The organism is Polaromonas sp. P1_E11 (assembly GCF_056405995.1).
Genome location: NZ_JBFUBA010000007.1, coordinates 131412 through 144433, shown reverse-complemented (window position 1 = coordinate 144433; position 13022 = coordinate 131412). Strand labels below are relative to the sequence as shown.

At 62.1% G+C, this 13022-nt stretch carries 10 protein-coding genes and 1 riboswitch; of the genes, 5 read left to right on the top strand and 5 right to left on the bottom strand.

The window, feature by feature from the left end:
- Position 1: 1 nt before the first annotated feature.
- Positions 2 to 1204, bottom strand: a complete 1203-nt coding sequence (locus AC1D11_RS20375) for an amino acid ABC transporter permease (protein WP_477646926.1) — start codon at positions 1202 to 1204, stop codon at positions 2 to 4.
- A gap of 85 nt (positions 1205 to 1289) precedes the next feature.
- Positions 1290 to 2264, bottom strand: coding sequence for an amino acid ABC transporter substrate-binding protein (locus AC1D11_RS20370; RefSeq protein WP_477647031.1), 975 nt, complete (start codon positions 2262 to 2264; stop codon positions 1290 to 1292).
- A gap of 490 nt (positions 2265 to 2754) precedes the next feature.
- Here AC1D11_RS20370 and AC1D11_RS20365 point away from each other — a divergent pair, with 490 nt between their 5' ends.
- A complete protein-coding gene (locus AC1D11_RS20365; RefSeq protein WP_477646925.1) occupies positions 2755 to 3267 on the top strand; it encodes a serine O-acetyltransferase in 513 nt (170 codons plus the stop codon).
- Positions 3257 to 4291, top strand: coding sequence for a glycosyltransferase family 2 protein (locus AC1D11_RS20360; protein WP_477647030.1), 1035 nt, complete (start codon positions 3257 to 3259; stop codon positions 4289 to 4291). The genes AC1D11_RS20365 and AC1D11_RS20360 overlap by 11 nt, the downstream gene beginning before the upstream one ends.
- A 50-nt stretch (positions 4292 to 4341) precedes the next feature.
- Here AC1D11_RS20360 and recQ read toward each other — a convergent pair whose 3' ends face one another.
- On the bottom strand, positions 4342 to 6234 hold the full coding sequence (gene recQ / locus AC1D11_RS20355; RefSeq protein ID WP_477646924.1) for a DNA helicase RecQ: 1893 nt from the start codon (positions 6232 to 6234) through the stop codon (positions 4342 to 4344).
- A 119-nt stretch (positions 6235 to 6353) separates the two neighbouring features.
- A complete protein-coding gene (locus AC1D11_RS20350) occupies positions 6354 to 6746 on the bottom strand; it encodes a rhodanese-like domain-containing protein (RefSeq protein WP_457281761.1) in 393 nt (130 codons plus the stop codon).
- A gap of 179 nt (positions 6747 to 6925) precedes the next feature.
- Between AC1D11_RS20350 and AC1D11_RS20345 the strand changes: the two genes are divergently transcribed.
- Both AC1D11_RS20345 and AC1D11_RS20340 read left to right on the top strand, forming a co-directional pair.
- On the top strand, positions 6926 to 7972 hold the full coding sequence (locus tag AC1D11_RS20345; RefSeq protein WP_477646923.1) for a homocysteine S-methyltransferase family protein: 1047 nt from the start codon (positions 6926 to 6928) through the stop codon (positions 7970 to 7972).
- A 249-nt stretch (positions 7973 to 8221) separates the two neighbouring features.
- Positions 8222 to 9205 carry a Bug family tripartite tricarboxylate transporter substrate binding protein gene (locus tag AC1D11_RS20340; protein ID WP_457281759.1) on the top strand — a complete coding sequence of 328 codons (984 nt, stop codon included), beginning with the start codon at positions 8222 to 8224 and terminating at the stop codon, positions 9203 to 9205.
- Positions 9206 to 9274: 69 nt separating this feature from the next.
- Here AC1D11_RS20340 and AC1D11_RS20335 read toward each other — a convergent pair whose 3' ends face one another.
- A complete protein-coding gene (locus AC1D11_RS20335) occupies positions 9275 to 9883 on the bottom strand; it encodes a Crp/Fnr family transcriptional regulator (protein ID WP_431099034.1) in 609 nt (202 codons plus the stop codon).
- A 93-nt stretch (positions 9884 to 9976) separates the two neighbouring features.
- A riboswitch (S-adenosyl-L-homocysteine riboswitch) is annotated at positions 9977 to 10073 on the top strand.
- A 15-nt stretch (positions 10074 to 10088) separates the two neighbouring features.
- On the opposite strand from AC1D11_RS20335, the gene metH reads away from it, so the two are divergent.
- A complete protein-coding gene (gene metH / locus AC1D11_RS20330; RefSeq protein ID WP_477651184.1) occupies positions 10089 to 12908 on the top strand; it encodes a methionine synthase in 2820 nt (939 codons plus the stop codon).
- The last annotated feature ends 114 nt before the right edge of the window (positions 12909 to 13022 follow it).

The following is a 13022-nucleotide window of genomic DNA, read 5'->3' as shown; positions in this document are numbered from 1 at the left end:
GTCAGCGTTCCTTGATGGCGGCGCGGCTGTTGAACCAGTTCATCAGCGCAGAGGTGGCCAGCGATGTGGTGAGGTAGATCAGCATGATGATGGCAATGCATTCGACGGCGCGGCCGGTCTGGTTGAGCGAGGTGTTGGCAATCGACACAAGGTCGGGGTAGCCCACGGCAACGGCCAGTGACGAATTTTTGGTGAGATTCAGGTACTGGTTGGTCAGCGGCGGGATGATGACCCTCAGCGCCTGGGGCAGCACCACCAGGCGCATGGAGTGGCCGCGCGAGAGTCCCAGCGATGCGCTGGCCTCGTGCTGGCCCAGCGAGACAGAGGCAATGCCGGCGCGGACCACCTCCGCCACAAAGGCCGAGGTGTAAAGCACCAGCCCGAGCAGCACCGCCAGGTATTCAGGCGACAGCGCGCCACCGCCCTCCACCTGGGTTTCCGTCAGTTTCGGCAGGTTCCATTCGGAAGGCGCACCACCGGCCAGCCAGCCCAGGAGCGCACCGGCCGCGACCAGCCCCAGCACCACCCACAACACGGGACGCGCATGGCCGGTCTGGTCAAAGTGGTGGCGTGCCCGGCGCGCATAAACAAACCCCGCCACACCACCGGCCGCCATGCCGACGAGGGCCAGCGTCTGCCCGAGATGCCACACCGGAAAGGGGTAAGACAGGCCGTTCTTGCTGATATACACCAGGCTGCCGATATGCAGGGCCTGGTCAATGGCCGGCAGGTATTCCGTGAACAGCAGGTACCACATCAACAGCTGCAGCAGCACCGGAATGTTGCGGAACATCTCGATATAGCCGTAGCACAGGCCGCGGATCAGGGCGTTTCGCGAAAAGCGTCCCACGCCCAGCAGGGTTCCCAGCACGGACGTGAGCACAATGCCCACCACGGCCACCCGCAGCGTGTTCACCAGCCCCACGAGAAAGGCTTTCCAGTAGGGATCGATCGAGTCGTAATTCAGCCAGCCTTCCCCGATGTCGAAACCGGCGGGTTGAAACAGAAAATCAAAGCCGCTCTGGATGCCGCGCGTCTTCATGTTGCTCATGGTGTTGCTCACGAGCAGCCACACGAGGAAGACGATCAGGCTGACGGCCAGGATCTGGTAGACAACGGCGCGCGCCTGCTTGCTGCGCCAGGAAAAAACTCTGCGCCGCAGCGCCGGCGCCGGCCGGGCGGGAATCAGGGAGTGCTCGGACATAAGGCGGTTACCCAAGTAAAACGGGCCACTCGTCAACGGATGGTTGCGAGCGGCCCGTTGCGTTCAGCGCATCGGAAGGAGTCGTTCAGCGCACCGGCATGGCGTACATCTGGCCGCCCTTGTTCCATTGGTTGTTTTGGCCGCGCGGCAGTGCCAGGGGCGTCTTGGGGCCGACGTTGCGTTCGAAGATTTCACCGTAGTTGCCGACGGCCTTGACGGCGCGAACCAGCCATTCCTTGTCCAGGCCCAGCAGCTTGCCGGTGTCCTCGCCGCTACCGGTCAGGCGCATGACCACCGGGTCCTTGCTTTCCTTGGTCATGGCATCGACATTAGCCTGGGTCACGCCGTATTCTTCCGCTTCGATCAGGCCGTAGATCACCCATTTGACAATGGCGAACCATTCGTCGTCACCGCGGCGCACCATGGGGCCCAGCGGCTCCTTGGAAATCAGCTCCGGCAGGATCAGGTGGTCGGCCGGTACTTTGGCTTCCTTGTTGCGCACCGAGGCCAGGCCGGATGCGTCCGTGGTGTAGGCCTGGCAACGGCCGGAGAAGTAGGCGGCGTTGACGGCTTCCTGCTTTTCAAACACGACGGGTTTCATGTTGAGGTTGTTGGCCTTGGAGAAGTCCGTCAGGTTTTTTTCCGTGGTGGTTCCGGACTGCACGCAGACGGTGGCGTTTTTCAGCTGCTTGGCGCTTTTGATCTTGCTTTTCACCGGGACCATGAAGCCCTGGCCGTCGTAGTAGGTGACGGCGGTCATGTGCAGGCCGAGCGAAGCATCTCGCGTCAGCGAGAACGTGGTGTTGCGCGACAGGACGTCAACTTCACCGGACTGCAGGGCGGTAAAGCGCTGCTGGGCGTTCAAGGGAACCCACTTGATCTTGCTGGCGTCGCCCAGCACGCTGGCGGCGACGGCTTTGCAGACGTCCACGTCGAGCCCGGTCCAGGCGCCGTTGCTGTCGGCAGAGGAAAACCCCGCCAGCCCGACGTTCACGCCGCAGATGACCTGGCCCCGTGCCTTGATGGCGTCCAGTGTCTTGCCGGCATGGGCAGGTGCCATGGCCGCAACAGTGAGGCCAGCCGCTGCAAGGGCGACAAGTCCATGTTTCTTTACGAGTTTGATCACAGGGATTCTCCAGTCAATAAGTAGGTCGACATCAGCACGAACCATGCCAATGGCGGATGCTAGCCCAACTATGGCGGGTACCTCTAAGGGCAAGCCCTTACTAGGCAAAGGCTAACCACGGCAAAAGATGCATAACCTTATGCGGGAATACGGCTGACAGGGAACCCCAATCATCCCCGGCACAATGGCCTTCTGACAGCTTGCTTGCGCCGGTGGTACCGCAGCCAGGCAAGTTCCGGGTGAGTCCATTGGTACGAATCTTGCGCCGCATTTCCGCAAGGGCTGAATTTTCTGCTCCGGCTTTTGTCGGGTTCTGATGGACTTGCCGTGGACCTCATCCCCCAAACCCGAGCGGCCCCCGTTGGAGCCTGCGGCCGGGTGAGGGGTTTCACGTCTTGATGCATGTTATGAAAGCTCAATAACAATGGCTTTTCTTGAAGACTTGCGGGTGGCGCAGGAAGGTGTCCTTTCCCTGGGCTTCTGGGCGCTGCAGGTGTACCGGCTGGGGCACCTGCGCTACCGCTTTCAGTCCAGGCTGGTGCGCTACCCGCTTGGGGCCCTGCATCTGGTCCTGGCCAAGCTGGCTGAAATGTTCTGCGGCGTCACGATCGGCGTTTCGGCCCAGATCGGGAGGCGCCTCGTCATAGAACATTCCGGCGCGATTGTGGTGCACGGCAAGGCCGTGATCGGGGACGACTGCATCATCCGCCAGGGCGTCACCATCGGCAACCAGCGCATGGACAGGCCGCTGGAGGCACCGCATATCGGCAACCGCGTCAATATCGGCGCCGGGGCGAAGATCCTGGGGGCTGTACGGATCGGGGACGACGTCGACATTGGCGCCAATGCCGTGGTGATCACGGACGTCCCCGCCGGAGCCCTTGCCGTGGGTGTGCCGGCCCGCATTATTTTGAGGAGCCGTGACGATGCTTCCTGAAGCCAGCGAAACGCCTTGCACGGTCAGCATCGTCATCAAGGCCCTGAACGAAGAAAAGCGCATCGTGGCCGCGGTGGAAAGTGCGCTGGCGGCCGTCCGGATGGTCGGTGGCGAGGTCGTGCTGGCCGACTCCTGCTCCAGCGACGGCACCGTGGCGCTGGCGTCTGCTTACCCCATCCGTATCGTGCAGCTGGCACGTGCCAATGAGCGCTGCTGCGGCATCGGCCCCCAACTGGGTTACCAGCATTCGGCGGGCGAATTTGTGTACATCCTGGACGGCGACATGGAAATGCTGCCCGGGTTTTTGCCGCAGGCGCTGGCCTTCATGCAGGCGCATCCCGACGTGGCCGGCGTGGGAGGGCAGGTCGTTGAAATGAATACCAGCAGCCTGGAATATGTGGCGCGCGTGGAGCGGGGTCTGGGCCATATGCAGGCAGGCATGGTGGACCGGCTGGACATGGGCGGCCTGTACCGCAGGGCCGCGGTGGAGCAGGCCGGGTATTTTTCAGACCGCAACCTGCACAGCTATGAAGAGTTTGACCTGGCGATGCGGCTTCACGCCAGGGGCTGGAAACTGTGGCGCCTGGGCACCGATTCCGTGCGGCACCATGGCCACGATGCGCCTCCCTATCAGTTGCTGGTGCGCCGCTGGCGCAGCCGCTACATCTGCGGCCTGGGCGAAGTGCTGCGCGCGGCCTGGGGCGAGTCTCACCTGGGTCTGGTGCTGACGCGGGTGCGCGAATTGCGCCTGTATGCTGCCGTACTGATGTGGTGGGCGGTGTTGCTCGCTGTTCTGGTGGTTCCCATGCCGTGGACAGCGCGCATCGGGGCCTTCTCCTGCATTGCAGCGGCACCTCTCCTGTTGATGACATGGCGAAAGCGCAGCGCCGCCAAGGCTGTGTTCTCGGTCGTGTCGTGGTGCTTTAACGCCGCTGGCCTGGTACGCGGGTTGTTGACACCGCAGCGCCCTGCGCGGGCCGCCATAGACAGCGTCGAAATCCGCAATACATCTGGCGCAACTTAAGCGGCCGGGCGGCCGGCACCGCACGGGAATCGGCCATCGGAAGCGAGGGCCTAATCCGCCCCAGCGCAGACGCGCAGCACTTCGGCCCCGTAGGCCTCGAGTTTTTTGACGCCGATACCACTGATGCCTTCGAGATCGGCAATGCCTTGCGGCGCGCGTTCTGCAATGGCTCGCAAGGTTGCATCATGAAAGATCACGAAGGCCGGCAGGTTGTGTTCGCGGGCGACTTCGGCGCGCCAGGCTTTCAGGCGGGCCAGGCGCTCCAGCGCACCGGCGTTGAGCGAGGCTTCGGCCATGCCTTTGGCGGAGGTCTTGGTGCCTTTTTTGGCACTGCCTTTGCGCCGTTCACCGGCGCCGGCCGACTGCTCGCGCAGCATCACGCTGACTTCGCCTTTGAGCACCTGGCGTGCATCAGGCAACAGCTGCAACGTGTTGAACGCATCGGGGTCGACCCGCACCATTCCCTTGGCGATCAATTGGCGTAACACGCCGCGCCACTGCACTTCGGACAGGTCGGCGCCAATGCCGAAGGTGCTGAGCTTGTCGTGGCCGTACTGCAATACTTTTTCGGTCGCCTTGCCGCGCAGGATGTCCATCAGGTGGCCTGCGCCAAAGCTGATGCCGCTGGCCTGCTGCACACGGTAGATGCAGCTGAGCATCTTGCGTGCGGCTTCCGTTGCGTCCCACACCGCCGGCGGGTTCAGGCAGTTGTCGCAATTGCCGCAGGGCTGGCTGTCTTCGCCGAAATAGCCCAGCAGGCTAACCCGACGGCAGCGCGTGTCCTCGGCCAGCGTCAGCAAAGCGTCGAGCTTGCCGCGCATGACCTGTTTGAACTCTTCGCTGGCAGCTTCGCTGGTGTCTATCATGCGGCGCTGGTTCACCACGTCCTGCAGGCCGTACGTCATCCAGGCGTTGGCGGGCAGGCCGTCGCGGCCGGCACGGCCTGTTTCCTGGTAGTAGCCTTCGATGTTTTTCGGCATGTCCAAATGCGCGACAAAACGCACATCAGGCTTGTCGATGCCCATGCCGAAGGCAATCGTCGCGACCATCACCATGCCTTCTTCGCGCAGGAAGCGGTCTTGCCGCTGTTGGCGCAGGGCGCTGTCCAGGCCCGCGTGATAGGCCATGGCCTTGAGGCCGGCGTCCTGCAGGGCCTCGGCAATTTCCTCCACGCGTTTGCGTGACTGGCAATACACAATGCCGGCTTCCCCGGCGTGTTCGCTTTCGATGAAACGCAGCAACTGGCGCGTCGCATCGGTTTTTTCGACGATGGTGTAGCGGATGTTCGGCCGGTCAAAGCTGCTGACAAACGCGCGTGCGTCTTCCAGCTTGAGCCGCTCGATCATGTCCTGCCGCGTTAGTGCATCCGCGGTCGCCGTCAGCGCAATACGCGGCACGTTCGGGAAGGTTTCGTGCAGCAGGCTCAATGACCGGTACTCGGGCCGGAAGTCATGACCCCACTGGCTCACGCAATGCGCTTCGTCAATCGCAAACAGGCTGAGCAGGCCACGTTCGTGGAGCGAGCCGAGCAGGCCTTTCATGCGCGGGGTGTTGATGCGCTCGGGCGCGGCGTAGAGCAGCGTCAGCTCATTGCGCAGCAATTGCTTTTCAAGCTGGCTGCTTTCTTCAAAGCTTTGCGTCGAGTTCAAAAATGCAGCGGACACGCCGGCCTCATGCAGGGCGCCCACCTGGTCGTGCATCAGCGCAATCAGCGGCGAGATCACGACAGTGACCCCGTGGCCGGCGTTTTGCCGCACGATGGCCGGGATCTGGTAACACAGTGATTTGCCTCCGCCGGTGGGCATCAGCACCAGGGCATCGCCGCCGCGCACCACGTGGTCCACGATGGCCTCCTGCGGCCCGCGGAAGCTGTCATAACCAAAAACCCGGCTGAGCACGTCCAGTGGTGTCGGCAAAGGCGCAGAAATGGGCAGTGAAGACAAGGTTTTAAGCCGGAAAATCGAAACGATGAAGAGGGGGTGCTATGAAAATAGTAGCTGCTTGCGCTGGTGGAATAAAGGCTGCGGGCCTGTTTAATGCATAAAAAGCAGTAAAAAACTGGCTACATCTGCTCCCAGGGCAAGCCATCAAACCGCCAGCCCGAGAGCGTGGAGCGTTGGAACTGTTCGTCGAGCTCACCTTCAAAGCCGTGCACCACATGCTGCACATCAGAAAAACCGGCCGCTTCCAGTGCCTTGCCGGCGTCCAGCGTGCGCTTGCCGGATCGGCAAATCAGCAGCACCGGCTGCGCCTTGCCGGCAGCCTCGCGCGCCACGGCGTCGGCGAACTTTTGCGGGTCCGGCTGCAGGTCGGGGTATTCGTACCACGGCACGTTGACCACGCCTGGGGGGCGGCCGACGTACAGCGACTCGATCTCCATGCGCACGTCCACAAACAGCGCGTCAGGATGTGCCTGCAGCCAGGTCCAGGCTTCTTTGGGTTGAAAGTTTTTCATGTTCAGGGCAATACCCCTATTGTCGTCTAACGCCCCCACGCTTTTCACTTCGTGTAATGCGCTGCCCCCCAAGGGGGCGCTGCGCTTGCGGCCCAGCAAAGCCGGTTCCGCGGCCCTTGCTGGTTGAAGAGAACCCATCGAAGTCTGCTGAAAAAGCTGCCGCGCCTTAAAATCGGGGCATGAAGCCAATCACCTACACCCGCGGGCAGCAGCTGCCGGCCATCCTGGAACAGCGCATCGCCATCCTTGACGGTGCGATGGGCACCATGATCCAGCGCTTCAAGCTCAACGAGGCCCAGTACCGCGGCGAACGCTTCAAGGATTTCCACAAGGACGTGAAGGGCAACAACGAGTTGCTGAGCCTGACGCGGCCCGACGTGATCCAGGACATCCATGAGGGCTACCTGGCTGCGGGCGCCGACATGATTGAAACCAACACCTTCGGCGCGACGACCGTGGCGCAGGCCGACTACGACATGGCCGACCTGGCCGTCGAGATGAACTACGAGTCGGCCCGCATCGCCCGTGCCGCCTGCGACAAGTTTTCAACGCCCGACAAGCCGCGTTTTGTCGTCGGCGCCCTCGGCCCCACGCCGAAGACGGCCAGCATCAGCCCCGACGTGAACGACCCGGGCGCGCGCAACACCAGTTTCGAGGAGTTGCGCAAGGCCTATTACGAACAGACGGAGGCACTGGTCAAGGGCGGCAGCGACGTGCTGCTGGTCGAGACCATCTTCGACACGCTCAACGCCAAGGCGGCGCTGTTTGCCATCGATGAGTACTTCGACAACTCCGGCGAGCGCCTGCCCTTGATCATCAGCGGCACCGTGACCGACGCTTCGGGCCGCATCCTGAGCGGGCAAACCGTGACGGCCTTCTGGCACAGCGTGCGCCATGCCGCACCACTGGCAGTCGGCCTCAACTGCGCACTGGGCGCCACCCTGATGCGCCCCTACATCCAGGAGCTGGCCCGCGTGGCGGGCGACACCTTCATCAGCTGCTACCCCAATGCCGGCCTGCCCAACCCCATGAGCGACACCGGCTTTGACGAAACGCCCGACGTGACGTCCCGCCTGCTGCGCGAGTTTGCCGAGGAAGGCCTCGTCAACATCGTGGGCGGTTGCTGCGGCACCACGCCGGATCACATAGGTGCCATCGCCCATGCGGTTGCGCCGGTTGCCAGCCGCTCCTTGCAGCGCGGTGTCTTCTACAAAGAGGCCGCCTGAGGGCAGCGCTGCCCGCATCACTTCCGGGTGATGCCCATCGGGCGGCTGAAAAAAGCCGCTTCCCGACCCCGATGCACGTGTAATCAATAAGTATGCATATGAAATGCCGTGCCGGCGATGCTCCGAAAAGTCATATTTCGCGGCTATAGTCAGGCCCCTTTGCCGAACCCTGTTTTCATTCTCCGGCGCTGCGCCCTGCAGCGTTGATGGTTCGGCAAAACAACGCAACGCAACATAACCAAGGAAATCATGAAGGTGGGTTTATTCATCAAGGCCGCAGCGGCATTCACGTTGGCGATGACGGCTTTCGCAGGCCATGCGCAGCTGTCGCCGCAAAAACCGGTGACGATCGTCGTTCCCTATCCAGCCGGCGGCCCGCTGGACAACGCTGCGCGCATCCTCGCCGAGAAGCTGCGCCCCCTGCTCAAAACCGAAGTCACGGTTGACAACCGGCCGGGGTCCGGCGGAAACGTGGGTGCGGCCCTCGTCGCCAAGGCGCCTGCAGACGGTCATACGCTGGTGATGGGGGCGGTGGCCACCCATGCCATCAACCCGTGGCTCTACCCGAACATGCCCTATGACGCATTGAAGGACTTCACGCCTATCACGTTGGTGGCGCGGGTGCCGAACGTGCTGGTCATGAATGCCGAAACGGCCAGGCGGCTGAAAATCAAGGACACCAAGGACCTGATCGCGTATGCGCGCAAGAACCCCGGCCGGCTGAACTATGCCTCCGGCGGCAATGGAAGCGCCGGCCACCTCGCGGGCGAGCTGTTTAAAAGCCTGGCCAAGATCAGCGTAGTGCACCTGCCTTCCAGCGGCTCGGCCCAGGCGCAGGCTGGCCTGCTGTCCGGCCAGACAGACCTGATGTTCGACAATCTGGCCTCTGCCAGCGCCAACATCAAGTCGGGCAAGCTGGTCGCTTTTGGTGTGACCACCATCAACCGCTCCAGCAGCTTCACGGAAATTCCGACCATTAACGACGTGTTGCCCGGCTTTCACATCAGCACCTGGTTCGGCATCTTTGGCCCGGCTAACCTTCCCAAAGCCACGGCAGACCAGCTTCAGCGGGCATTCGCCGACGCACTCAACACGCCCGATACCGCGGAAAAGTTTGCACGCATGAGCGCGACCCCCAGCCCCATGAGCTCCGCCGACTTTGCCTACATGGTGATGAAAGAGCACGCCGACTATGGACGCCTGATCAAGGTCGCCAAAATCAAGCTCGACTAAATCGAAAGGGCGGAAATGGCGGAAAGGGCGGCCAGCCTGGCGCCTTCCCGCTTTTTTGCCAGACGGAAATCAGCCCGGCATCAGCCGGTCGATTTCCTGCTGCATGGCTTGCACCAGCTGGCTGTACATCTTGAGTTTCTCGCTGGTGTCGCGCAACCGTTCGGCGATGCGCAGCGAAACGGCAAACATCAGTTTGGCCGCAGTCACCGGTTGCTCTTCCCCCATTTTTTCAAGCGCTGCGCGCGACAGCACGGCGCAGCTCACGTCGCTGCTGGCAGTGCATGATGCCAGCCGCGCCTGGCCGTCGACCAGGCCCATCTCGCCGATCAGGCTGCCGGGGCCCAGCACCGTGATGGTGACCGGCGTGCGGCGGCTGACCACAATGCTTTCGACCGTGACTTCGCCCTCGAGCAGCAGCACCATATAACCGGTATCGCTCTTGTCGCCTTCGCGGATGAAGGTCGTTCCCTCGGAAATCCTGCGCGGCGTCATGTAGCTGACGACGGTGAAGGCCTCTTCGGGCGTGAGCTGCATCAGGGCGGTTGGTGCAATCAGCAGCCTGGCGGCGAGCTCGGCCGTGCTGGAGCCTTCAATGACCCGCATGCGGTCTTTGGGACGCATGGACTCGGGCGCATCGGGCGTTCCCTTCTGTTTTCTGCCGAACAGGTTTTCAAACATGGTGGCTCCGGCTATCCCCTGGACTTTTGTTGGTATCTCTTGCAATTGGCGCAAGGATATGGCGCGGGCGGCGTTCAGCCCTTAAAATGATGGTAACCCAAGGAGCGTTGCAGCGAACACAAGCGTTCGTCAGGCTTGGGTTACAGGCGGCGGCTTCCGGCGGCCCCTGCAGCAACGACGCTCACCTTTGCCTCAAGGTGAGTCCGTGTCTGAAACTGAATCTTTACCCAATGTTCCCCCCATGAAGCTGTCCGGCCTGGAGCCGGTCGCCATCGGTGCGGGCACGCTGTTTGTCAATATCGGTGAGCGCACCAACGTCACCGGCTCCAAGGCCTTCGCCCGCATGATCCTCAATGGTGAATACGAGCAGGCGCTGGCCGTGGCCCGCCAGCAGGTCGAAAACGGCGCGCAGATCATCGACATCAACATGGACGAAGCCATGCTGGACAGCCAGGCCGCCATGGTGCGTTTCCTGAACCTGATCGCCAGCGAGCCCGACATCGCCCGCGTGCCCATCATGATCGACAGCTCCAAGTGGAGCGTCATCGAAGCCGGCCTGCGCTGCATCCAGGGCAAGGGCATCGTCAACTCGATCTCAATGAAGGAAGGGCTGGAGCCCTTCAAGCAGCAGGCCAAGCTGCTCAAGCGCTACGGTGCGGCGGCGGTGGTGATGGCTTTTGATGAAAAGGGCCAGGCCGACACATACGAGCGCAAGGTCGAGATCTGCGAACGCGCCTATCGCGTGCTTGTCGATGAGCTGGACTTTCCGCCCGAAGACATCATCTTCGACCCGAACATTTTTGCGATCGCCACCGGCATCGAAGAGCACAACAACTACGCGGTCGATTTCATCAACGCCACGCGCTGGATCAAGCAGAACCTGCCGGGCGCCAAGGTTTCTGGCGGCGTGTCCAACGTGTCCTTCAGCTTTCGCGGCAACGACCCGGTGCGTGAAGCCATCCACACCGTGTTCCTGTACCACGCGATCCAGGCGGGCATGGACATGGGCATCGTCAATGCCGGCATGGTCGGTGTGTACGACGACCTGGATCCGGTGCTGCGCGAGCGCGTCGAAGACGTGGTGCTCAATCGCACACCGGCCTACAAGTCCGGCGAGCCCGAACTCACGCCCAGCGAACGCCTGATCGAAGTCGCCGAAACCGCGAAAAGCGGCGCCAGGGACGACAGCAAGAAGAATGAATGGCGTGCCCTGCCGGTGCGCCAGCGCCTGTCGCATGCGCTGGTCCACGGCATGAACGAGCACATCGTGACCGACACCGAAGAGGTCTACCAGGAGATCCTTGCGGAGGGCGGTCGGCCGCTGCACGTGATCGAAGGCCCGCTGATGGATGGCATGAACATCGTCGGCGACCTGTTCGGCCAGGGCAAGATGTTTTTGCCCCAGGTGGTGAAAAGCGCCCGTGTGATGAAGCAGGCTGTGGCGCACCTGCTGCCCTACATCGAAGCCGAAAAGCTGCTGCTCGAAGCCGCCGGCGGTGACGTCAAAACCAAAGGCAAGATCATCATCGCCACGGTCAAGGGCGACGTGCACGACATTGGCAAGAACATCGTGACGGTGGTCTTGCAGTGTAACAACTTTGAAGTCGTCAACATGGGCGTGATGGTGCCCTGCCATGAAATATTGGCGCGCGCCAAGGTTGAAGGCGCCGACATCGTCGGGCTGTCGGGCCTCATCACGCCCAGCCTGGAAGAAATGCAATATGTGGCGGCCGAGATGCAGAAGGACGATCACTTCCGCATCAAAAAAATCCCGCTGCTCATAGGCGGCGCCACCACCAGCCGCGTGCACACTGCAGTCAAGATTTCCCCGCACTACGAAGGCCCGGTGGTGTATGTGCCCGATGCGTCCCGAAGCGTGAGCGTGGCGCAAAGCCTGCTGTCCGACCAGGCCGCCAGATACATCGAAGAGCTGTATACCGACTACGACAAGGTGCGCACCCAGCACGCCAACAAAAAGCAGGTGCCGATGTGGCCGCTGGCCAAAGCACGCGCCAATGCCACGTCGATGGACTGGGCCAACTACACGCCGCCCGTGCCCAAGTTCATTGGCCGTCGCGTGTTCAAGAACTTCGACCTGTCGGAGCTGGCCCAGTACATCGACTGGGGACCTTTCTTCCAGACCTGGGATCTGGCCGGGGCCTTCCCGGCCATCCTGAAAGACGAAGTCGTGGGTACTGAGGCTGTGCGCGTGTATGCCGACGCGCAGCGCATGCTCAAGCGCCTGATCGAAGGCCGCTGGCTCACCGCCAACGGCGTGATGGCGCTATATCCCGCCAACAGCGTGGGTGACGACATCGAGATCTACACCGACGAGTCGCGCAGCGAAGTGGCCATGACCTGGTACGGCCTGCGCCAGCAAACCGAAAAAACCGCGATTGACGGCGTGATGCGCCCCAGCCGTTGCCTGGCTGATTTTGTTGCGCCCAAGGTACTTGCTCCTGAATTGATAGCTGCTCGCGCCGGAAATGCGGGCGCTGCGGGCCAAAACACCTCAAAAATTCCGGATTACATCGGTCTTTTTGCCGTCACGGCAGGCATTGGCGCCGAGAAAAAGGAAAAGTACTTCCTGGATGACCACGACGATTATTCGTCCATCATGCTCAAGGCGCTGGCTGACCGCCTGGCCGAAGCGTTTGCCGAAAGCCTGCACCAGCGCGTACGCAAGGATCTGTGGGGCTATGTGCCGGCCGAGTCGCTGGACGGCGACGCGTTGATCGCCGAAAAATACCAGGGCATACGTCCCGCACCCGGCTACCCGGCTTGTCCGGACCACAGCGTCAAGAAAGAGATGTTCGAGTTGCTCAAAGCCGAAGAAATCGGAATGGCCCTGACTGAAAGCCTGGCCATGACGCCGGCCGCCAGCGTCAGCGGCTTTTACCTGAGCCACCCCGAGAGCACCTATTTCAATGTGGGCAAGATCGGCGACGACCAGCTGCAGGACTTGGCCAAGCGGCGCGGCCTCAAGGCCGAAGCGTTGCAGCGCCTGCTGGCGCCCAATCTCTGAAAGCCGGCTCACGGCCGGGCACAGGCCGTGAACGGTTCAGGGCCGCCGTTGCAATTCGCGTTTACGGCGACTTTGCCGGAAAATAACCTGCGTTTACATAAATACACAGCCGCC

Bases quoted from the DNA above. Each gene is read 5' to 3' on its own strand.
- AC1D11_RS20335 (WP_431099034.1), bottom strand. From the start codon at position 9,883: ATGTTTGAAAACCTGTTCGGCAGAAAACAGAAGGGAACGCCCGATGCG.
- AC1D11_RS20350 (WP_457281761.1), bottom strand. From the start codon at position 6,746: ATGAAAAACTTTCAACCCAAAGAAGCCTGGACCTGGCTGCAGGCACAT.
- AC1D11_RS20370 (WP_477647031.1), bottom strand. From the start codon at position 2,264: ATGGCACCTGCCCATGCCGGCAAGACACTGGACGCCATCAAGGCACGG.
- AC1D11_RS20360 (WP_477647030.1), top strand. From the start codon at position 3,257: ATGCTTCCTGAAGCCAGCGAAACGCCTTGCACGGTCAGCATCGTCATC.
- AC1D11_RS20345 (WP_477646923.1), top strand. From the start codon at position 6,926: ATGAAGCCAATCACCTACACCCGCGGGCAGCAGCTGCCGGCCATCCTG.
- AC1D11_RS20365 (WP_477646925.1), top strand. From the start codon at position 2,755: ATGGCTTTTCTTGAAGACTTGCGGGTGGCGCAGGAAGGTGTCCTTTCC.
- AC1D11_RS20340 (WP_457281759.1), top strand. From the start codon at position 8,222: ATGAAGGTGGGTTTATTCATCAAGGCCGCAGCGGCATTCACGTTGGCG.
- AC1D11_RS20375 (WP_477646926.1), bottom strand. From the start codon at position 1,204: ATGTCCGAGCACTCCCTGATTCCCGCCCGGCCGGCGCCGGCGCTGCGG.